Source organism: Streptomyces sp. NPDC048523 (assembly GCF_043199815.1).
Classification (GTDB): Bacteria; Actinomycetota; Actinomycetes; order Streptomycetales; family Streptomycetaceae; genus Streptomyces.
The window spans coordinates 1414153-1434421 of record NZ_JBICWQ010000001.1; the positions used below are offsets into that span (position 1 = coordinate 1414153).

The window sequence follows — 20269 nt, forward strand, 5'->3', positions numbered from 1 at the left end:
CCGCGACTAGTCCCCGAGTTCGGTGAACAGGGTCAGCTGAAGCGAACCGGGTGCTTCCAGGCGGGAGTTGAGGGAGTTCCAGGGCGTACGGGTCGGCTCGGCGACCACCTCCGCACCCGCCTCGGCCAGCCGGGCGGTGGTGCCGGCCGAGTCGTCGACCTCGAAGGCGACCCTGATGTGCCCGGCGACCCGTCTGCCGACCTCCACGTCGTCGATGAACGCGGCATGGTTCGGATCGGTGAGCTCCAGTGTCGCCCGCCCGGCCTCCAGGATGGTGACCCGCCCGCCGGGCGAGGAGAACGCGGCCCGTTCGGGAAGTCCCAGGACGTCCCGGTAGAAGCGCAACGCCTCGTCGTAGTCGTCCGCCGTGACGACGAGCCGGAGTTCACGGACAGCGGGTGGAACCTCGGACATACGGCCTCCTCGAGGGTGTCTGCATGGTCAACTCCCGGACCGGTACCGAAGATTCCTCCCTCCGGAGAATGAGGGAGCACCCCGTCTCACCCGTACGGCGGAGGCCCGGAAACCGCCCGTCCCGGCGATCCGGTGATCACGCCCGCGCCGCGAGTCTGAGGGCCGTACCACTCCTCAACTCGCCGGGAGGCGACCGTGCTCTCCACCCTCGCCCGGGCGGCGACCCGCCGCCCGCTGACCGTCATCGGCCTGTGGGCCGCCTTCCTGCTCCTGGGCTTCGGCCTCGGGACGGGTGTCTTCGCCGACCTCTCCGACGACGTGCCCGACGTGCCCGGCACCGAGTCCGACACGGCCGACGACCACCTCTCCGGCGTGGACCCGTCCGGCGAGTCCGTCACCGCGGTCGTGGCGGGCCGGGCCGTCTCCGACGCGGCCCTGCGCGCCCAGGTCGAGCGGACCGTCGCCGAGGTCCGGAGGATCGCCGGGGTGGCCGAGGTACCGGACCCGTACACCACCCCCGGTCTCACCGCCCGCGACGGACAGGCGCTCATCATCCCCGTCACCTTCGAGGGCGGCCTCAGCGACGAGGCCGAGGAGCAGGCGACGGACACGGCCGTCGAGACCGTCAAGCGCATCGACGCGCCCGACGTCCACGTCAGCGGCGGCGAACTGCTCGGGCGACAGCTCGGCGAGCGCGCCCAGGAGGACGTGAAGAACGCCGAGTTGATCTCCCTTCCGGTCGTCCTCGCCCTGCTGCTCGTCGTGTTCGGCGGACTGCGCGCCGCCGCGCTGCCGCTGGTGATCGCGGTGAGCGGGATCGCGGGCGCCTTCCTCGGACTGTTCGCCTTCAGCCAGGTCACCGACATCTCGGTGTACGCGATCCAGGTCACCACCATGCTCGGGCTCGGACTCGCCGTCGACTACGCCCTGTTGATGCTGGTCCGCTTCCGCGAGGAACGCCGGCACACCGACGACGTGGTGGAAGCCGTGCACCGCACGGTCGACGCGGCCGGCCGGACCGTCCTGTTCTCCGGGCTCACCGTGGCCGTCAGCCTGACCGGGCTGCTGGTCTTCCCGAGCGTGTTCCTGCGCAGCATGGGCCTGGCCGTCGCCGCCGTCGTGGTGGTCGACATGCTGGCCGCGGTCACCCTGCTGCCCGCGCTGCTCACGAGGTTCGGCGGGCGGATCCGGCCCTCGAAGGCGCGTACCGAGGACGAGGAGGGCCGTGTCTTCGCCCGCCTGGCCCGCTTCGCCCAGCGCCGCCGGGTCGCCGTCCTGGTCACCGTCGTCCCGGTCCTGCTGCTCCTCGCCCTGCCCGTGACCGGCATGCGGATCGCCATCGGCGACGCCCGGCAGCTGCCTTCGAACACCGAGGCACGCCGGCTGTTCGACACCGTCGACGCGCACTTCCCGAAGGGCACCGGGGTCTCCCCCGTGGTCGTCGTCCTCAAGCCCGGCACCGGCACCGCGACCGCCGACCGGATCCGCGCCCTGGTCCCGAACGCCGAGTCCCGCCGACTGCCGGGCGGCAACACCGTCGTGGAACTCCAGCCGCCCGGCGGCGTGGACGGCGGGGCGGCCACCGGCCTGGTCGAGCGGGTACGGGAGCTGCGCGGCGACGAGCCCGTCGAGGTGACCGGGGTCGCGGCCCGGCTGGTCGACTTCCGCGCGATGCTCGCCGAACGGGCACCCTGGGCGGCGCTGACCGTCCTGGCCGGCATCTTCGTCCTGCTGTTCGCCTTCACCGGCTCGGTGCTGATCCCGCTGCGCACGATCGCGACCACCCTGCTCAGCCTGGGCGCGGCGCTCGGCGTGGTGGTGTGGGTCTTCCAGGACGGCCACGGGGCCGGGCTGCTCGGCGGTGCGGGCCTGGGCGCGCTGAGCCTGACCGCACCTCCGCTGATCGTGTCGATCGCCTTCGGGCTGGCCATGGACTACGAGCTGTTCATCCTGGCCCGGATGCGGGAGGCCCGGCAGCGCGGCGAGGACCACGAGGAGGCCGTCGTGACCGGGCTGCGCCGGTCCGGGCGGGTCGTCACCTGTGCCGCGCTGCTCCTCGCGGTCGTGTTCGGCGCCTTCATGACCGGCGGGTTCTCCCCCATCCTCCAGATCGGCCTCGGCCTGACCCTGGCGGTGCTGATCGACGCGACGGTCGTACGGATGCTGTTGGTCCCGGCGACCATGGCGCTGCTGGGCCGGCGGGCCTGGTGGGCGCCGAAGCCGCTGCGCACGGTGCACGACCGGTTCGGGCTGCGGGAGGCGGCCACGTCCGAGCGGTCCGTGTCGACGAACGCCTGACGGCGGCGGGCACCCGCAGAGGGTCCTCATCGGAATCTCAGCCGGTGGTCCGGTGATTCAAAGGATCACCCAAGGTGCGAGGCGCACGATGCATGCGCAAAGACGGATGTCTCAGGAAGGCCTGCAGTGGGCGACTCGCACATATCGAACCGGTCCGGGCAGTCGGAGAAGTGGTCCCGGCGCGGGATCCTCGCCGCGCTCGGCGCCGTACCGGCCGCGACCCTGCTGACGGGGTGCGGCGGCGGAGATTCGGCGGACGCCTCGCCGGGGTCGGGGGCGACCGCGTCCGTGCAGGCGGCGACCAAGAAGGCGGTCGTCTCGGTCACCCCGGCGGACGGCACCACGAAGGCCGGCTTCACCACCCCCGTCGTGGTCACGGTGACGGACGGCACCCTCACCTCGGTCAAGGTCACGGGCAACGACGGCTCCACGCTCGACGGCTCCTACAACGACGCCCGGACGACGTGGACCTCGTCGAAGAACCCGTACTCGGGCACCACGTACACGGTCAAGGCGACTGCGGAGAGCGGCACCGCACAGACCTCGACCTTCACCACCACAGCCCCCGGCGAGACGTTCGTGGGCTACTTCACGCCCGAGGCGAACTCCACCTCCGGCGTCGGCATGCCCGTGTCGATCAACTTCAGCCACGCCGTGTCCGACAGGGCGGCCGTCCAGAAGGCGATCACCGTGACCGCGGAACCCGCGGTCGAGATCGTGGGCCACTGGTTCAGCGACACCCGGCTCGACTTCCGGCCCGAGACCTACTGGGCGGCCGGCACGAAGATCACGCTCGGTCTGCGGCTCAGGGACGTCCAGGGCACGGACGGCGTCTACGGCGTGCAGTCGAAGGACGTCACCTTCCACATCGGCCGCGAGCAGATCAGCACGGTCGACCTCGGCACCCGGCAGATGGTCGTCGAGCGGGACGGCGGGACCGTCGCCACGTACCCCGTCTCCGGCGGCGACTCCGACCACACCACCTGGTCCGGGATCATGGTGATCAGTGAGCGGTTCAAGCAGACCCGCATGGAGTCCTCGACGGTCGGGCTCGGCGACGAGTACGACATCTCCGACGTCCCGCACGCCCAGCGCCTGACCACCTCCGGGACCTTCGTGCACGGCAACTACTGGGCCTCCACCGCGGTGTTCGGCCATCAGAACACCAGCCACGGCTGCGTCGGCCTGCACGACGCCAAGGGCGCGAACGACGCGTCGGTGGACGGCTACAAGTTCTACGACAGCTCCATGCTCGGGGACGTCGTCATCGTGAAGAACTCCGGCGAGAAGACCGTCGAACCGTCCAACGGACTCAACGGCTGGAACCTGACGTGGTCGGACTGGAAGGCCGGCAGCGCGCTCTAGACGTCACAGGAGCCTGGCGAGGGCGGCCTCGGAGGGGCTGCCCGGGACCGCCTGGTAGACGATGATCACCTGCTGCTCGGCGCCCCCGACGGTGAGCGCCTGCCGCCGCAGGACCAGTTCCCCGACGACTGGATGCGTGAAGCGTTTGAGCTCGTCGCGGGAGGGGCGCACGTCGTGCCGAGACCACAGCTCGCGGAAGTCCTCGTCCGCCTCCAGCTCGGCGACGAGCCGCGCGAACCGGGGATCACGCGGGTCGGCCTCGGCGCGCAGGGCCGCGGCGGTCTGCGCGGCGATCCCGGGCCAGTCCGGGAACAGCCGGCGGGTTTCCGGGGCGAGGAACATGTCCCGGGCCAGGTTGTGACCGGGCTCGTACATCGGGGCGAGCGCACGGGCCCACTTGTTGGCGGCCAGCACGTCGAACCTCCGGTCGCGCACATACGCCGGAGTGCCCGCCCACGCGTCGAGCAACTGGTGCACGTCCGGGGCGACTTCGGTCTCCGTGGGCGGTACGGGACCGGGCGCGGCGAGCGCGAACAGGTGCCCGGAGGCATCGGCGTCCAGCTCCAGCGCCCGGGCGAGCGCCCGCAGCACCTGCGGCGACGGATGCTGGTCCACACCCTGTTCCAGCCGGGTCAGATACGGCTCGCTGATGCCGGCCAGCCGGGCCAGCTCGTCGCGGCGCAGTCCCGCGACCCGGCGCCTGCCGTGCGCGGGCAGGTCCGCATGCGAGGGCGGGACCCGGCCCCGCCGGGCCTTCAGGAACTCTCCGAGCGTGTTGTCGGCCGCCATGCCGGGAAGGGTAACCCTGCGGGGGTACTGGCTGCCGTCCGGAGGCAGGCGCAGGGTCGAGGGCATGAAGAAGACCTGGTTCATCACCGGCGCGTCCCGCGGCTTCGGCCGGATCTGGGCCGAGGCCGCACTGTCCCGAGGCGACCGCGTGGCCGCCACCGCCCGCCGCCCCGAGACCCTGAAGCCCCTCGTCGATGCCTACGGGGACAGCGTCCTGCCCCTCGCCCTCGACGTCACCGACCGGGCGGCCGCCCTCACCGCCGTGCGGCGGGCCGCCGACACCTTCGGCCGCCTCGACGTGGTCGTCAACAACGCGGGCTACGGCCTTTTCGGCATGGTCGAGGAGACCACCGAGGAACAGGCCCGCGCCCAGCTGGACACCAATGTGCTGGGCCCGCTGTGGGTGACCCAGGCGGCTCTGCCGGTCCTGCGCGCCCAGGGCGCCGGGCACATCCTTCAGGTGTCCAGCATCGGCGGCCTGGCCGCCTTCCCCTCCCTGGGCCTCTACAACGCCTCCAAGTGGGCGCTGGAGGGGATGAGCGAGGCGCTGGCCCAGGAGGTCGGCCCGCTCGGCGTCCGCGTCACGATCGTCGAACCCGGCCCCTACGGCACCGACTGGTCCGGCTCCTCCGCCGTGCACACCGACCCCCTCGCCGCCTACGACCCGATCCGCGAGGCCCGCCGGGCAGGAGCCGCCGCCCGCGCCCCGCAGGATCCCCGGGCCACCGCGGACGTCGTCCTCGAACTGGTCGACACGGACGAGCCGCCCCTGCGCCTGTTCCTGGGCACGTATCCCTATCCGGTCGTGGAAGCCGCCTATCGCCGACGACTGGACACGTGGGACGCCTGGCGGCCGCTCGCCGCCAGGTCTTGACGCGGACTCGCGGGCCGGCACCTCGGCGGTGACCGAGGTGCCGGCGCCGATCCGCACCCTTCACTGGGTGAACTCACCTGCACCGCAGTGACTTTCACTGTTTCACCTCTTGACGACCGGAGTGGCCGAGAGCACATTGGGCGCACTTTGAGAGCGCTCTCAGAGCGTGCTCAAAGGGCACCCCCGCACCCGCACCCCCACTCCGTACTCGAGAGGCAGCACCCCCATGAGTGACACCTCCGGCACACCCAGACGGCGACGGGCCCTCGTCGCCGTGCTGAGCACCCTCGGTCTGGCCGCCGCCCTCGCGACAGCAGCGGCCCTCCCCGCCGACGCCTCCGCCCCCGCACCTCCCACGGGCTGGTCGCAGGTCTTCCTCGACGACTTCAACGGCTCCGCCGGGACCGGCGTCAACACCTCCAACTGGCAGTACGCGACAGGTACTTCCTACCCCGGCGGCCCGGCCAACTGGGGCACGGGCGAGGTCGAGAGGATGACCAACAGCACCAGCAACGTCGCCCTCGACGGCAACGGCAACCTGCGCATCACCCCGCTCCGCGACGCGGCCGGCAACTGGACCTCGGGCCGCATCGAGACCAACCGCACCGACTTCCAGCCACCGGCCGGCGGCAAGCTGCGCGTCGAGGCACGCATCCAGATGCCCAACGTCACCGGCACGGCGGCCGAGGGCTACTGGCCGGCCTTCTGGGCCCTGGGCGCGCCGTACCGCGGCAACTACCAGAACTGGCCGAGCGTCGGTGAGCTGGACATCATGGAGAACGTCCAGGGCATGAACCGCGTGTGGGCCACGATGCACTGCGGCACCAACCCGGGCGGCCCGTGCAACGAGACGACGGGCATCGGCAACAACGTCGCCTGTCCGGGCTCGACCTGCCAGTCCGGCTTCCACACCTACACGATGGAGTGGGACCGCTCGGTGAGCCCCGAGACGATCCGCTTCCTCGTGGACGGCACCCAGTACCACTCGGTCAACGCCAGCCAGGTGGACGCGACGACCTGGACCAACGCCACCAACCACGGGTTCTTCGTCATCCTCAACGTGGCGATGGGCGGGGCCTTCCCGGACGCGTTCGGCGGCGGGCTCGACTCCGGCACCCAGTCCGGCGTGCCCATGGTCGTGGACTACGTGCAGGTGCTGTCGGCCGGTGGGGGCGGCGGTACCACCCCTCCACCGAGCGGCGGCCGTGACGCCTACAGCACCATTCAGGCCGAGTCGTACAACAGCCAGAGCGGTGTGAGCGCCGAGACCACCACGGACACCGGCGGCGGCCAGGACATCGGCTCGCTCGCCAACGGTGACTGGGCGCTGTACCAGAACGTCAACTTCGGTTCCACGGCGGCGACCCAGTTCGTCGCGCGGGTGGCGAGCGGCGCGGCGGGCGGTGTCAGCGGTCTGGTCGAGGTGCGCCTGGACAGCCGTACCGCCACTCCTGTCGGCAGCTTCGCCCTCGCCAACACCGGTGGCTGGCAGTCCTGGAGAACGGTCCCGGCGAACATCGGCGCCGTCACCGGCACCCACGACGTCTATCTGACCTTCACCAGCGGCCAGCCGGCGGACTTCGTGAACGTGAACTGGTTCAACTTCGGCCACTGACCGGGCCGTCGGGATGCCTCGCGAGGGTGGTCGCCGCCTCGCGGGGCATCATTTCGCCACGAACAGACAGAACTCGTTGCCCTCGGGATCGGTCAGCACGAGATGGTCCGCGTACCGGGCCACGACGGTCGCACCGAGACCGGTCAGCCGCTCGGCCTCCGTCTCCGGGTCGGCGGCGGACAGATCCAGGTGAACCCGGTTCTTGACGTTCTTCCCCTCCGGCACCAGCTGGAAGAACAGCCGCGGCCCGCCCCGCGAGGACTCCACCAGCACGGTCGGGTCGTCCTCGACGTCCGTGATCCCGAGGGTCCGCAGCCGGGCCAACTCCTCGTCGTCGTACGGCGCGACGGCACAGCCGTCCATCGCGGCGGCCCAGAACCGGGCCACGGCCGCGGGGTGGGCGCAGTCGAAGACGATGTCTCGCAGTCGGGCCATGGGGCACCTCCTACCGGAGTTCGGTCCGGAACGCCGCCGGTGTCATGTCGGTGTGCTGCTGGAAGAACTTGGAGAAGTTCGCGGCGTCGGGAAATCCCACCGCCGCCCCCACCCGCCCGATCGGCAGGTCCGTGTGGGCCAGCAGCCGCTTCGCCTCCAGTACGACCCGCTTGTCGATGAACCCCTTGGGGGTCTCCCCCGTCGCGGCGCGCACCGCGCGCACCAGGGTCCGGCGGGAGTAGCCGAGCGCGTCGGCGTACGCGCTGACACTGTGGTTGCTGGCGAAGCCCTTCTCCACCGCGTCCCGGAACAGGGTGAACGTCGACTCGGCCCGCCGCCCGGCCTCCGCCGAACTCGCCGCGAGGTGGGCCAGACGCAGCAGGAACGCCGTCAACGAGTGCCGCAGGACAGAGGTGTGCAGACTCAGCGGGAGCGTCGAGGAGTCCTCGTACTCCCGCTGAAGCTGGGTCACGGAGGCCTTCAGGCCCGCCAACTGGGCGTCGGAGGGCCGCAGTAGCGGCGGCAGGTCGTAGCGGTAGAGCCCCGTCGCCTCCACCGTCGACCGCGGCAGAAAGCCCGGTTGCATGGTCAGGACGGTTCCGCGGTACTCGCTCGTGGGTGAGAAGCGGTGGACCTGGCCCGGACGGATCCACAACAGATCACTCGCCGTCGCCTCGTACTCGGCGAAGTCGATCATGTGGCGCACGGGGCCGCCGTCGAAGAGCATCACGACATGGAAGTCGATGCGGTGGACGCGCTCCAACGGGGCATCCGCGTGCCAGGTGCGCCCTGCTCCCATCGGGCCGACCTGCATGCCGACTCCGCACACACTCAGTTCGCTGGGGAAGGGGAACGTTCTGATCCCGTCCACTCCGCCGTCACCGTCTCCGCCTTGGACGGAGGCTTGGGGTGTTCTGTCCGCCATGTCGTGCTCGTGCCGCCTGCCTGGAGCGTTCCGTGTCCCACTTTCACCACAGGCTGACACACCGCGACCTTCCCCCGTAAAAGTCAGACTTTTAAGTTTGAACACGTCAGACCAGCCATCCCGCTCCGATCGAGGACTTCTTGAAGATGAGCACGCAGACACCGGACAGCTTCGAATGGACCGAACTCGACCGGCGTGCCGTCGACACCGCCCGCCTCTTGGCGGCGGATGCCGTGCAGCAGGTCGGGAACGGGCACCCGGGCACCGCGATGGCCCTGGCCCCCGCGGCGTACACGATCTTTCAGAAGGTGATGCGTCACGACCCGGCCGATCCCGAATGGACCGGCCGTGACCGCTTCGTCCTCTCCCCCGGGCACACCTCGCTGACGCTCTACACCCAGCTCTACCTCTCGGGGTACGAGCTGGAGCTGGACGACCTCAAGGCGTTCCGCACCCACGGCTCCAAGACGCCCGGTCACCCCGAGTACGGGCACACCGCCGGCGTCGAGACCACCACCGGGCCGCTCGGCCAGGGTGTCGCCAACGCCGTCGGCATGGCGATGGCCGCCCGCTACGAGCGCGGCCTCTTCGACCCCGAGACCCCCGAGGGCGAGTCCCCCTTCGACCACACCATCTGGGGGATCGTCTCCGACGGCGACCTGGAGGAGGGCATCTCCGCCGAGGCCTCCTCCCTCGCCGGCCACCAGAAGCTCGGCAACCTGGTCTTCGTCTACGACGACAACCACATCTCCATCGAGGGCGACACCGCCACCGCGTTCTCCGAGGACGTGCTGAAGCGGTACGAGGCCTACGGCTGGCACACCCAGCGGATCGAGCCCGGCGCCGACGGCGACATCGACGTCCACGCCCTGTACGCGGCCCTGAAGACGGCGCAGGCCGAGACCGAGCGCCCCTCGATCATCGCGATGCGCACGATCATCGCCTGGCCCGCCCCGAACGCCCAGAACACCGAGGCCGCCCACGGCTCCGCGCTCGGCGCCGACGAGGTCGCCGCCACCAAGCGCGTTCTCGGTTTCGACCCGGAGAAGAGCTTCGAGGTCCCGGACGAGGTCATCCGCCACACCCGTCTGGCCCTGGACCGGGGCGCCGAGGCGCACGCGGCCTGGGACAAGCAGATCTCCGTGTGGCGCGGTGAGCAGCCCGAGCGGGCCGAGCTCTTCGACCGGATCGTCGCCGGCCAGCTCCCCGAGGGCTGGGAGTCCGCGATCCCGGTCTTCGAGGAGGGCTCCTCCGTCGCCACCCGTGCCGCCTCCGGCAAGGTCCTGCAGGCGCTGGGCCCGGTGCTCCCCGAGCTGTGGGGCGGTTCCGCCGACCTCGCCGGGTCGAACAACACCACCATCGACAAGACCAGCTCCTTCCTGCCGAAGGGCAACACGCTCCCGGAGGCCGACCCGTACGGCCGTACCGTCCACTTCGGCATCCGCGAGCACTCGATGGCGGCCGAGATGAACGGCATCGCGCTGCACGGCAACACGCGGATCTACGGCGGCACCTTCCTGGTGTTCTCCGACTACATGCGCAACGCGGTGCGCCTGTCCGCCCTGATGCAGCTGCCCGTCACCTACGTCTGGACGCACGACTCCATCGGCCTCGGCGAGGACGGCCCGACCCACCAGCCGGTCGAGCACCTCGCCTCGCTGCGCGCCATCCCGGGCCTGAACGTGGTCCGCCCGGCCGACGCCAACGAGACCGCGACCGCCTGGGCCGAGATCCTCAAGCGGCACGCCACCAACCCGGCCCCGCACGGCCTCGCACTCACCCGCCAGGGTGTGCCGACGTACGCCCCGAACCCGGACGCGGCCAAGGGCGGGTACGTGCTCCGGGACTCCTCCACGGAGGTTCCCGACGTCGTCCTCATCGCCACCGGCTCCGAGGTCCAGCTCGCCGTCGCCGCGCGGGAGCAGCTGGAGGCGGAGGGGGCGGGCACCCGGGTGGTGTCGATGCCGTCCGTGGAGTGGTTCGAGGAGCAGCCGCGGGAGTACCGGGAGAGCGTCCTTCCGCCGTCCGTGCGAGCCCGCGTCGCAATCGAGGCCGGCATCGGTCTCACGTGGTACCGCTTCACAGGTGACGCAGGACGCATCGTCTCCCTCGAACACTTCGGCGCCTCCGCCGACGCGAAGGTCCTGTTCGCCGAGTTCGGCTTCACCGCCGAGAACGTCGCCGCGGCAGCCCGGGAATCCCTGGCCGCCGCGCGTGGTTGATCCGACCGCCAGAAAGAAGATGATCACTGTGACCGAAGCGACCGCGACCGCGGGAGCACTCAAGCGCCTGTCCGACGAGGGCGTCTCCATCTGGCTGGACGACCTGTCACGCAAGCGGATCGAGTCGGGCAACCTCGCCGAACTCGTCGCCACGAAGCACGTCGTCGGCGTCACCACCAACCCGTCCATCTTCCAGGCCGCCATCGGCTCCGGAGCGGGCTACGAGGAGCAGCTGAGCGACCTCGCCACCCGGGGCGTGACGGTCGACGAGGCCGTACGGATGATGACCACGGCCGACGTCCGCGCCGCCGCCGACGTGCTGCGTGAGGTGTACGACGCGACCGGCGGCCGGGACGGCCGGGTCTCCATCGAGGTCGACCCGCGCCTCGCCCACAACACGGCGGCGACGATCGCCGAGGCCAAGCAGCTCGCCTGGCTGGTGGACCGCCCGAACGTCATGATCAAGATCCCCGCGACGAAGGCGGGTCTCCCCGCCATCACCGAGGTCATCGGACTCGGGATCAGCGTCAACGTGACGCTGATCTTCTCCCTGGAGCGCTACCTCGAGGTGATGGACGCCTACCTGGCCGGTCTGGAGAAGGCCGCCAAGAACGGGCTCGACCTCTCGGCCATCCACTCCGTCGCCTCCTTCTTCGTCTCCCGCGTCGACTCCGAGATCGACAAGCGGCTGACGGTTCTCGGCACGGACGCGGCCCTCGCGCTCAAGGGGAAGGCCGCGCTCGCCAACGCGCGGCTCGCCTACCAGGCGTACGAAGAGGTCTTCGCGGGTCCGCGCTGGACCTCGCTCGGCGGCGCCCGCGCCAACAAGCAGCGCCCGCTGTGGGCCTCGACCGGCGTGAAGGACCCGTCCTACAAGGACACCCTCTACGTCGACGACCTGGTCGCGCCGGGCACGGTCAACACCATGCCGGAGGCCACGCTGAACGCCACCGCCGACCACGGCGAGATCACCGGCGACACGGTGAGCGGCCGTTACGCGCAGGCCCGCGCCGACCTGGCCGCCGTCGAGGCGCTGGGGATCTCCTACGACGAGGTCGTGCGGCAGCTGGAGGACGAGGGTGTCGCCAAGTTCGAGGCCGCCTGGCAGGAGCTGCTGGACGCCGTCACCAAGTCGCTGAACAGCAAGGGAGTGGACGCGGAATGACCATCACCGCCGACTGGGACAACCCCCTGCGCGACGAGCGCGACCGGCGCCTGCCGCGGATCGCCGGGCCCTCCGGGCTCGTCATCTTCGGGGTCACCGGCGACCTGTCCCGCAAGAAGCTGATGCCGGCCGTCTACGACCTCGCCAACCGCGGCATGCTCCCGCCGGGCTTCTCGCTCGTCGGGTTCGCCCGCCGGGACTGGGAGGACGAGGACTTCGCGCAGATCGTGCACGACTCCGTACGCGAGCACGCGCGGACCGAGTTCCGTGAGGAGGTCTGGCAGCAGCTCGCCGAGGGGATGCGGTTCATCCCGGGCGACTTCGACGACGACACGGCGTTCAAGCAGCTGCGCCAGACCGTCGAGGACCTGGACAAGGCCCGCGGCACGAGTGGCAACTACGCCTTCTACCTCTCCGTACCGCCGAAGTTCTTCCCGAAGGTCGTCCAGCAGCTCAAGAAGCACGGCCTGGCGAACGCGCCCGAGGGGTCCTGGCGGCGGGCGGTGATCGAGAAGCCGTTCGGCCGCGACCTGAAGAGTGCCCGCGAGCTCAACGCCCTCGTGCACGACGTGTTCGAGCCGGACCAGGTCTTCCGCATCGACCACTACCTGGGCAAGGAGACCGTCCAGAACATCCTGGCGCTGCGCTTCGCCAACCAGATGTACGAGCCGATCTGGAACCGGTCGTTCGTCGACCACATCCAGATCACGATGGCCGAGGACATCGGCATCGGCGGCCGGGCCGGCTACTACGACGGCATCGGCGCCGCCCGTGACGTCATCCAGAACCACCTGCTCCAGCTGATGGCGCTCACCGCCATGGAGGAGCCGGCCGCCTTCGACGCCGAGTCGCTGCTCACCGAGAAGCTGAAGGTCCTCAGGGCCGTGAAGCTGCCGGAGGACATCGGCGCGCACGCCGTGCGCGGACAGTACGCGGGTGCCTGGCAGGGCGGCGAGAAGGTGCTCGGGTACCTGGAGGAGGAGGGCATCGACCAGGCCTCCACGACGGACACGTACGCGGCCATCAGGCTGAACGTCGACAACCGCCGCTGGGCGGGCGTCCCCTTCTACCTGCGCACCGGCAAGCGGCTGGGCCGCCGGGTCACCGAGATCGCGGTCGTCTTCCAGACGGCCCCGCACTCGCCCTTCGACTCCACGGCCACCGAGGAGCTCGGCTCCAACGCCATCGTCATCCGGGTGCAGCCGGACGAGGGCATGACGGTCCGGTTCGGGTCGAAGGTGCCGGGCACCTCGATGGAGATCCGGGACGTGACGATGGACTTCGCCTACGGCGAGTCGTTCACCGAGTCCAGCCCGGAGGCCTACGAGCGGCTCATCCTGGACGTCCTGCTCGGGGACGCCAACCTGTTCCCGCGTCACCAGGAAGTGGAAGAGTCCTGGAAGATCCTCGACCCGATCGAGGAGCACTGGGCGAACCACGGCCGTCCGGCGCAGTACGCGTCGGGTACCTGGGGACCCGAGGAAGCCGACGAGATGCTCGCACGAGACGGACGGAGCTGGCGCAGGCCATGAAGATCGACCTGACCGACACCACGGCAAGCAAGATCAACAAGGCGCTGGTGCAGGGTCGCCGCGCCATCGGAACCCCCGCGGTGGGCATGGTCCTGACGATGGTGATCGTCACGGACGAGGAGAACGCCTACGACGCGATCAAGGCGGCCGAGGAGGCCTCGCACGAGCACCCCTCGCGCACCCTGGTCGTCATCAAGCGGCACGCCCGCACCCCCCGCGACCGCACCAACTCGCACCTCGACGCCGAGGTCCGGGTGGGCGCCGACGCCGGAACCGGCGAGACGGTCGTCCTGCGGACCTACGGCGAGGTCTCCGACCATGCCGACTCCGTCGTGCTGCCGCTGCTGCTGCCGGACGCCCCGGTCGTCGTGTGGTGGCCGGTGGAGGCGCCGCAGAACCCCGCCAAGGACCCGCTGGGCGCGCTGGCCCAGCGCCGGATCACCGACCTGTACGCGGTGGAGCACCCGATGCAGGTGCTGGAGACCCGGGTCCGCTCCTACGCGCCGGGCGACACCGACCTCGCCTGGACCCGGCTGACCCCGTGGCGCTCGATGCTCGCGGCGGCCCTCGACCAGGCCCGCGCGGAGATCATCTCCGGGGCCGTGGAGGCCGAGGCCGACAACCCGGCCGCCGAACTGCTCGCGCGCTGGCTGGAGGCGCGGCTGAAGGTGCGGATCGACCGCGTGGTCACCGACGGTCCGGTCGTCACGGCCGTCCGTCTGGGCACCGCGAACGGCGAGATCGTCATCGACCGCCCCGAGGGCCCGCTGGCCACGCTGTCCCTGCCGGGCCAGCCCCCCCGGACCCTCGCGCTGAAGGTCCGCACCACCTCCGAACTCATCGCCGAGGAGCTCCGCCGCCTCGACGCCGACGAGATGTACGCCGTCGCCCTGCAGGGCGAGGCCACCGAGGAGACCCCTGCTCATGTCTGACTCCCCTCTTCTGACGCGTCGCCCCGAGTGGACGGCCCTGGAGGACCACCGAGCCGAACAGCACGCGCATCTGCGTGAGCTGTTCGCCGACGACCCCGGGCGCGCGGAGCGGTACGTGGTGCGCGTGGGCGATCTGCGCATCGACTACTCCAAGCACCTGATCACCGACGAGACCCTGGCCCTGCTCCAGGAACTGGCCGCCGCCACCGACGTGTTCGGGCTCCGCGACGCCATGTTCCGCGGCGAGCGGATCAACCTCACCGAGGACCGGGCGGTACTGCACACCGCGCTGCGCGCCCCCGCGGGCGCGGTCGTCGAGGTCGACGGCGAGAACGTCGTGCCCCGTGTGCACGCCGTCCTCGACACGATGAGCGACTTCGCGAACCGGGTCCGCTCCGGCGAGTGGACCGGTCACACCGGCAAGCGGATCAAGAACGTCGTCAACATCGGCATCGGCGGCTCCGACCTCGGCCCCGCGATGGCCTACGAGGCCCTGCGTGCCTACACGGCACGGGAGTTGACGTTCCGTTTCGTCTCCAACGTGGACGGCGCCGACCTGCACGAGGCCGTGCGGGACCTGGACCCGGCGGAGACCCTGTTCATCGTCGCGTCCAAGACCTTCACCACGATCGAGACGATCACGAACGCCACGTCGGCCCGCACCTGGCTGCTCGACGGCCCGGCGGGTCTGCGCGACGACAAGGCCGTCGCCAAGCACTTCGTCGCGCTGTCGACGAACGCCGAGAAGGTCACGGACTTCGGCATCGACCCGGACAACATGTTCGAGTTCTGGGACTGGGTCGGCGGCCGCTACTCCTTCGACTCGGCGATCGGCCTCTCCCTGATGATCGCCATCGGCCCGGACCGCTTCCGGGAGATGCTCGACGGGTTCCGGATCGTCGACGAGCACTTCCAGAACGCGCCCGCCGAGGCGAACGCACCGCTGATCCTGGGCCTGTTGGGCATCTGGTACGGCAACTTCCACGACGCCCAGTCGCACGCGGTGCTGCCCTACTCGCACTACCTGTCGAAGTTCACCGCCTATCTCCAGCAGCTGGACATGGAGTCCAACGGCAAGTCGGTGGACCGGGACGGCAACCCAGTCCAGTGGCAGACCGGACCGGTGGTGTGGGGCACTCCCGGCACCAACGGACAGCACGCCTACTACCAGTTGATCCACCAGGGCACCAAGGTCATCCCGGCCGACCTCATCGGCTTCGCCCGACCGATCGACGAGCTGAGCGACGAACTCAAGGCACAGCACGACCTGTTGATGGCCAACCTGTTCGCGCAGGGACAGGCGCTCGCCTTCGGCAAGACCGCCGAGGAGGTGCGCGCGGAGGGCGTGGCCGAGGAGCAGGTGGCCCACCGCACCTTCCAGGGCAACCACCCCACGACCACGATTCTGGCCAAGGAGCTCACCCCCTCCGTGCTCGGCCAGCTCATCGCCCTCTACGAGCACAAGGTGTTCGTCCAGGGCGCGGTCTGGAACATCGACTCCTTCGACCAGTGGGGCGTCGAGCTCGGCAAGGTCCTCGCCAAGCGCGTCGAGCCCGCCCTGACCGAGGGTGCCGACGTCCCCGGTCTCGACCCCTCCACCACCGCCCTGGTGGCCGCCTACCGTGAACTGAAGGAAGTGCTCTGACATGACAGCGATGCAGCTCGGCCTGATCGGCCTCGGCAAGATGGGCGGCAACATGCGCGAGCGCATCCGCCGCGCGGGCCACACCGTCGTCGGCTACGACCGCAACCCCGAAGTGTCCGACGTGGCGAGCCTGTCCGAACTGGTCGACAAGCTCGAGGCGCCGCGCACGGTGTGGGTGATGGTTCCGGCCGGCGCCGCCACCCAGTCCGTCGTGGACGAGCTCGGCGACCTCCTCTCCCCCGGTGACACCGTGGTCGACGGCGGCAACTCCCGCTGGAGCGACGACGAGAAGCACGCCGAGGAGCTGGGCGCCAAGGGCATCGGCTTCGTCGACGCCGGTGTCTCCGGCGGCGTGTGGGGTCTGCAGAACGGCTACGCGCTGATGGTCGGCGGCGACAAGGAGCACGTGGACCGGCTCCAGCCGATCTTCCACGCGCTCAAGCCCGAGGGGCCGTACGGCTATGTCCACGCGGGCAAGGTCGGCGCCGGGCACTTCTCCAAGATGGTCCACAACGGCATCGAGTACGCCATGATGCAGGCCTACGCCGAGGGCTGGGAGCTCCTGGAGAAGGTCGAGTCGGTGGACAGCGTGCGGGAGGTGTTCCGCTCCTGGCAGGAGGGGACCGTCATCCGCTCCTGGCTGCTCGACCTCGCGGTCAACGCCCTCGACGACGACGAGCACCTGGACAAGCTCAAGGGCTACGCGGAGGACTCCGGCGAGGGCCGCTGGACCGTGGAGGCGGCCATCAACAACGCGGTGCCGCTGCCCACGATCACCGCCTCGCTGTTCGCGCGGTTCGCGTCCCGTCAGGACGACTCCCCGCAGATGAAGATGGTCGCGGCACTGCGCAACCAGTTCGGCGGGCACGCCGTCGAAGCGAAGAAGTAGGCGCGTCATGGGGGATCTCCTCCTGGTCCGCCACGGCGAGACGGAGTGGAGCGCGTCCGGACAGCACACCAGCTGGACCGACCTGCCCCTCACCCGGCACGGCGAGGAACAGGCCAAGTCACTCGCTCCGCTCCTCTCGGGCCGGTCCTTCTCGCTCGCCCTGACCAGTGAGCTGGGCCGTGCGATACGCACCGCCGAGCTGGCGGGTCTCACCGGGGCCCGGACCGACCCCGACCTCCACGAGTGGGACTACGGCGCCTACGAGGGCGTCACCACGGTCGACATCCACCGCACCCGGCCCGACTGGGACCTGTGGACCGACGGGGTTCCGCCCGGCCCGGACGGACACCCCGGCGAATCACCCGGGGAGGTCGGCCGCCGCGCCGACCGGGTCCTCGCCCGCGTCGAGGCCGCCCTTGCCGACGGTGACGTGGTCCTCGTGGCCCACGCCCACTTCCTGCGCGTCCTCACGGCCCGCCGGCTGGGGCTCGCCCCGGCGGAGGGCCGGCTGTTCCAGCTGGCGACCGGCACGGTGAGCCGGCTGTCCATGGAACACGACCGTCCGGTGATCGCGGAGTGGAACACCAGGGTCTAGAACGGCAGTTGCGCACGGCCCGGGAGCACAGGCTCCCGGGCCGTCGTCGTCCCCGGGGCGTGTTGACACCGTGGCGTGTGCGTTGGAGAGTCACGGCTGATGGAGATCGACAATCTGACCCCGGCCGAACTGCGGGTGTGGCGTGCCTTCCCGAAGGGCGAGGCCGTGGACTTCGGTACGGCCGAGGACGAGGACGTGGCGGCCGGCGACGCGTGGGGCCCCGAACGCACGGTCCGGGCCGTCGTGTTGCGGGCGCTGATGCTCAACGGCCCGGTCGAGGACGGGGAGATACCCGCCCTGAAGCTCGCGGGCGCCCGCATCACCGGGGTGCTCGGCCTCCAGTACGGGACGGTCGACCACGCGGTACGCCTCAGCCGGTGCTTCTTCGAGGACACCCCGCTGCTGTACGGCTGCCGGCTGCGCCAGTTGAACCTCAGCAACTCCGTGCTGCCCGGACTGACCGCCGCCACCATGCGCGTGGACGCCGTACTGCGGCTGACGGACTGCAAGGTGAACGGCCCGGTGCGGCTCGGCGGGGCACAGATCGCCGGAGCGCTGTTCATGGACCGCGCCGAGATCACCGCGGTCGACGCGGGTGAACCCGCGCTCCAGCTCAACCACATGGGCATCGGCGACGACCTGTGGGCGCCGGGCCTGCGCGCCCACGGCGAGGTCCGCCTCAACGGTGCCACCGTCGCCGGTTCCGTCAACCTCATCGACGCCCGGCTCAGCCACCCCGGCGACATCGTCCTCGACGCGCAGACCCTCGTCGTGGAGGGCGACGTCCATCTGCGCCGGGTGCACACCTTCGGCTGGATCGGTCTGCGGGGCGCGCGGATCGCGGGCCGGCTCGACTTCTCGTACGCGCATCTGTCGAACCCGGGCGACGCGGCGCTCAGGGCGAACAGTTCCACCATCGGGGAGCTCTGGCTGCGCAAGGGGCCGCCCATGCAGGGCACCCTGAGCCTGCGCCGCGCCCAGATCGACGACCTGTTCCTGGAACCCGAGGTGGTGCCGGACGAGGTGCAGTTCAACAAGCTCGTCTACACCTCGCTCACCCCCCAGGAGCCCGCCGACCGCCGTCTGCCTATGCTGGAGCGGGACCGTGAGGGCTATGTCCCGCACGCTTACGAGCAGTTGACCGCCGCCTACCGCCGGATCGGCGACGACCGCGCCGCACGACTGGTCCAGCTCGCCAAGCAGCGCCGCCACCGCGCCACCCTCGCCTGGTACGGGCGCCTGTGGGGCCACGTCCAGGACGCCACCGTCGGCTACGGCTTCCACCCCCTGCGGGCCTGCGTCTGGCTGCTCTCCCTGCTCGCCGTCGGCACGGTCGCCTACAGCCTCCACCACCCGCCACCGCTCAAGGCGGACGAGGCCCCGCACTTCAACGCACTGTTCTACACCCTCGACCTGCTGCTGCCGGTGATCTCCTTCGGCCAGGAGGGCGCCTTCGCGCCGCAGGGGTGGTACCAATCGCTGTCGTACACACTGGTCATCGCGGGCTGGATCCTGGCGACGACGGTCTTCGCCGGTGTGACCCGGACCGTCAACCGCCAGTGATACCGGGCTACTTGGGAGCGCCGACCACGCCCGCCAGCTCCGCGATGTCCGCGAGCATCCGCGCCGCGTCCGGTTCGCGCCCGGTGAACAGCCGGAACGCGTCCGCGGCCTGGAAGACCGCCATCCCACCTCCGTCGAGCGTGGCGCAGCCGAGTGCGCGAGCGGTGCGCAGCAGTTCCGTCTCCAACGGGCGGTAGACGACCTCGGCCACCCACAGTTCGGGGTGGAGCAGGCGGGCCGGGAGGGGCAGACCGGGGTGGGCGGCCATGCCGGTGGGGGTGGCGTGCACGAGGCCGTCGGCGTCGGCGAGCAGCTGCGGCAGTCGGTCGGGGAGGGCCGCGGCCGCCCGGCCCTCGCCGAAGTGACGGTTCAGGGAGGCGGCGAGGTCGGCGGCCCGGTCGGCGAGCGCGTCGACGACGGTGACCCGCCCGGCGCCCAGGGTGAGCATGGCGTGCGCGACGGCCGCCCCCGCACCGCCCGCGCCCAGCTGGACGACCCGTTCCAGGGGTGCGTCGGGCAGTCCGCGGGCGAAGGACGCGGCGAAGCCGGTGACGTCGGTGTTGTGGCCGGTCGCCCGGCCGTTCTCGAAGACGACGGTGTTGACCGCGCCGAGCGCCTCGGCCTGCGGGGCGAGCGCGTCCAGGTGCCCGATGGCCAGCTGCTTGCAGGGGTGGGTGATGTTCAGCCCGTCGAAGCCCAGGTCACGGGCGGCGCGCAGCAGTTCGCCGACCGCCTCGGGGCGCACCCCGAGCACCTCGATGTCGATGAGCCGGTACAGATAACGCAGGCCCTGCCGGTCCGCCTCCCGCTCGTGCAGCGCCGGGCTCAGCGAGGGACCGACACCGGCGCCGATCAGTCCGACGAGAAACGAGTCCTTGGCCACACGGACCTCCCGAGCCGAGCACTAATGTACGAACCAGTACGTTAGCTATATCAGCCGGGCCGCCGCCGGGGAAGAGCCGGGCGGCGCCTTCTAGAATCTGCGGCACCGGCCGCTCTCCCGAAGGAACC

General features: G+C 70.7%; 17 protein-coding genes. 12 read left to right on the top strand and 5 right to left on the bottom strand.

The genetic code is table 11. The features are described 5' to 3' along the window. Nucleotides 1-6: 6 nt before the first annotated feature. Entirely contained in the window at nt 7-414 is a 408-nt protein-coding gene (locus tag ACGFWE_RS06470; RefSeq protein WP_352381075.1) for a VOC family protein, read from the bottom strand. Between the two features lie 195 nt (nt 415-609). Here ACGFWE_RS06470 and ACGFWE_RS06475 point away from each other — a divergent pair, with 195 nt between their 5' ends. Together ACGFWE_RS06475 and ACGFWE_RS06480 are read left to right on the top strand one after the other, a co-directional pair. Then, a complete protein-coding gene (locus ACGFWE_RS06475) occupies nt 610-2712 on the top strand; it encodes an MMPL family transporter (protein WP_393598318.1) in 2103 nt (700 codons plus the stop codon). 126 nt (nt 2713-2838) lie between these two features. After that, entirely contained in the window at nt 2839-4077 is a 1239-nt protein-coding gene (locus tag ACGFWE_RS06480) for an Ig-like domain-containing protein (RefSeq protein WP_393598320.1), read from the top strand. A 3-nt stretch (nt 4078-4080) separates the two neighbouring features. On the opposite strand, the gene ACGFWE_RS06485 is transcribed toward ACGFWE_RS06480, so the two are convergent. Then, on the bottom strand, nt 4081-4866 hold the full coding sequence (locus ACGFWE_RS06485) for a helix-turn-helix domain-containing protein (RefSeq protein ID WP_393598322.1): 786 nt from the start codon (nt 4864-4866) through the stop codon (nt 4081-4083). 64 nt (nt 4867-4930) lie between these two features. Between ACGFWE_RS06485 and ACGFWE_RS06490 the strand changes: the two genes are divergently transcribed. Continuing rightward, the gene (locus ACGFWE_RS06490; protein ID WP_352381082.1) at nt 4931-5740 is read left to right on the top strand and encodes an SDR family oxidoreductase; all 810 of its coding nucleotides are present in this window, start codon (nt 4931-4933) and stop codon (nt 5738-5740) included. Nucleotides 5741-5966: 226 nt separating this feature from the next. Then, a complete protein-coding gene (locus ACGFWE_RS06495) occupies nt 5967-7355 on the top strand; it encodes a glycoside hydrolase family 16 protein (RefSeq protein WP_393598324.1) in 1389 nt (462 codons plus the stop codon). 48 nt (nt 7356-7403) lie between these two features. Here ACGFWE_RS06495 and ACGFWE_RS06500 read toward each other — a convergent pair whose 3' ends face one another. Both ACGFWE_RS06500 and ACGFWE_RS06505 read right to left on the bottom strand, forming a co-directional pair. Continuing rightward, nucleotides 7404-7790, bottom strand: coding sequence for a VOC family protein (locus ACGFWE_RS06500; RefSeq protein WP_393598326.1), 387 nt, complete (start codon nt 7788-7790; stop codon nt 7404-7406). A 10-nt stretch (nt 7791-7800) separates the two neighbouring features. Then, the gene (locus tag ACGFWE_RS06505; RefSeq protein WP_393598328.1) at nt 7801-8715 is read right to left on the bottom strand and encodes an AraC family transcriptional regulator; all 915 of its coding nucleotides are present in this window, start codon (nt 8713-8715) and stop codon (nt 7801-7803) included. 146 nt (nt 8716-8861) lie between these two features. Between ACGFWE_RS06505 and tkt the strand changes: the two genes are divergently transcribed. From tkt to ACGFWE_RS06545, 8 genes are all read left to right on the top strand, one after another. Next, entirely contained in the window at nt 8862-10937 is a 2076-nt protein-coding gene (gene tkt, locus ACGFWE_RS06510) for a transketolase (protein ID WP_393598330.1), read from the top strand. A 19-nt stretch (nt 10938-10956) separates the two neighbouring features. Then, nucleotides 10957-12102: a transaldolase gene (tal, locus tag ACGFWE_RS06515; RefSeq protein WP_352381090.1), complete on the top strand. Its 1146-nt coding sequence runs from the start codon at nt 10957-10959 to the stop codon at nt 12100-12102. Further along, nucleotides 12099-13634: a glucose-6-phosphate dehydrogenase gene (gene zwf / locus ACGFWE_RS06520; RefSeq protein ID WP_352381092.1), complete on the top strand. Its 1536-nt coding sequence runs from the start codon at nt 12099-12101 to the stop codon at nt 13632-13634. The genes tal and zwf overlap by 4 nt, the downstream gene beginning before the upstream one ends. Further along, on the top strand, nt 13631-14566 hold the full coding sequence (gene opcA, locus ACGFWE_RS06525; RefSeq protein ID WP_352381094.1) for a glucose-6-phosphate dehydrogenase assembly protein OpcA: 936 nt from the start codon (nt 13631-13633) through the stop codon (nt 14564-14566). Before zwf ends, opcA begins: the two co-directional genes overlap by 4 nt. Further along, entirely contained in the window at nt 14559-16211 is a 1653-nt protein-coding gene (pgi, locus tag ACGFWE_RS06530) for a glucose-6-phosphate isomerase (protein WP_393598333.1), read from the top strand. Before opcA ends, pgi begins: the two co-directional genes overlap by 8 nt. A gap of 10 nt (nt 16212-16221) precedes the next feature. Then, on the top strand, nt 16222-17100 hold the full coding sequence (gnd, locus tag ACGFWE_RS06535; RefSeq protein ID WP_352382503.1) for a phosphogluconate dehydrogenase (NAD(+)-dependent, decarboxylating): 879 nt from the start codon (nt 16222-16224) through the stop codon (nt 17098-17100). Between the two features lie 7 nt (nt 17101-17107). Continuing rightward, nucleotides 17108-17695 (top strand): histidine phosphatase family protein, encoded by a 588-nt coding sequence (locus ACGFWE_RS06540; protein WP_393598335.1) that lies wholly within the window; start codon nt 17108-17110, stop codon nt 17693-17695. Nucleotides 17696-17794: 99 nt separating this feature from the next. Beyond that, nucleotides 17795-19258: a membrane-associated oxidoreductase gene (locus ACGFWE_RS06545; RefSeq protein ID WP_393598337.1), complete on the top strand. Its 1464-nt coding sequence runs from the start codon at nt 17795-17797 to the stop codon at nt 19256-19258. A 7-nt stretch (nt 19259-19265) separates the two neighbouring features. Here the strand turns inward: ACGFWE_RS06545 and ACGFWE_RS06550 are convergent, their stop codons facing one another. Then, nucleotides 19266-20141: a shikimate dehydrogenase gene (locus ACGFWE_RS06550; protein WP_393598339.1), complete on the bottom strand. Its 876-nt coding sequence runs from the start codon at nt 20139-20141 to the stop codon at nt 19266-19268. Nucleotides 20142-20269: the final 128 nt, after the last annotated feature.

Bases quoted from the DNA above. Each gene is read 5' to 3' on its own strand.
- gnd (WP_352382503.1), top strand. From the start codon at position 16,222: ATGCAGCTCGGCCTGATCGGCCTCGGCAAGATGGGCGGCAACATGCGC.
- ACGFWE_RS06470 (WP_352381075.1), bottom strand. From the start codon at position 414: ATGTCCGAGGTTCCACCCGCTGTCCGTGAACTCCGGCTCGTCGTCACG.
- ACGFWE_RS06490 (WP_352381082.1), top strand. From the start codon at position 4,931: ATGAAGAAGACCTGGTTCATCACCGGCGCGTCCCGCGGCTTCGGCCGG.
- ACGFWE_RS06540 (WP_393598335.1), top strand. From the start codon at position 17,108: ATGGGGGATCTCCTCCTGGTCCGCCACGGCGAGACGGAGTGGAGCGCG.
- zwf (WP_352381092.1), top strand. From the start codon at position 12,099: ATGACCATCACCGCCGACTGGGACAACCCCCTGCGCGACGAGCGCGAC.
- tkt (WP_393598330.1), top strand. From the start codon at position 8,862: ATGAGCACGCAGACACCGGACAGCTTCGAATGGACCGAACTCGACCGG.
- ACGFWE_RS06545 (WP_393598337.1), top strand. From the start codon at position 17,795: ATGGAGATCGACAATCTGACCCCGGCCGAACTGCGGGTGTGGCGTGCC.
- ACGFWE_RS06495 (WP_393598324.1), top strand. From the start codon at position 5,967: ATGAGTGACACCTCCGGCACACCCAGACGGCGACGGGCCCTCGTCGCC.
- ACGFWE_RS06485 (WP_393598322.1), bottom strand. From the start codon at position 4,866: ATGGCGGCCGACAACACGCTCGGAGAGTTCCTGAAGGCCCGGCGGGGC.
- ACGFWE_RS06505 (WP_393598328.1), bottom strand. From the start codon at position 8,715: ATGGCGGACAGAACACCCCAAGCCTCCGTCCAAGGCGGAGACGGTGAC.
- pgi (WP_393598333.1), top strand. From the start codon at position 14,559: ATGTCTGACTCCCCTCTTCTGACGCGTCGCCCCGAGTGGACGGCCCTG.
- opcA (WP_352381094.1), top strand. From the start codon at position 13,631: ATGAAGATCGACCTGACCGACACCACGGCAAGCAAGATCAACAAGGCG.
- tal (WP_352381090.1), top strand. From the start codon at position 10,957: ATGATCACTGTGACCGAAGCGACCGCGACCGCGGGAGCACTCAAGCGC.
- ACGFWE_RS06500 (WP_393598326.1), bottom strand. From the start codon at position 7,790: ATGGCCCGACTGCGAGACATCGTCTTCGACTGCGCCCACCCCGCGGCC.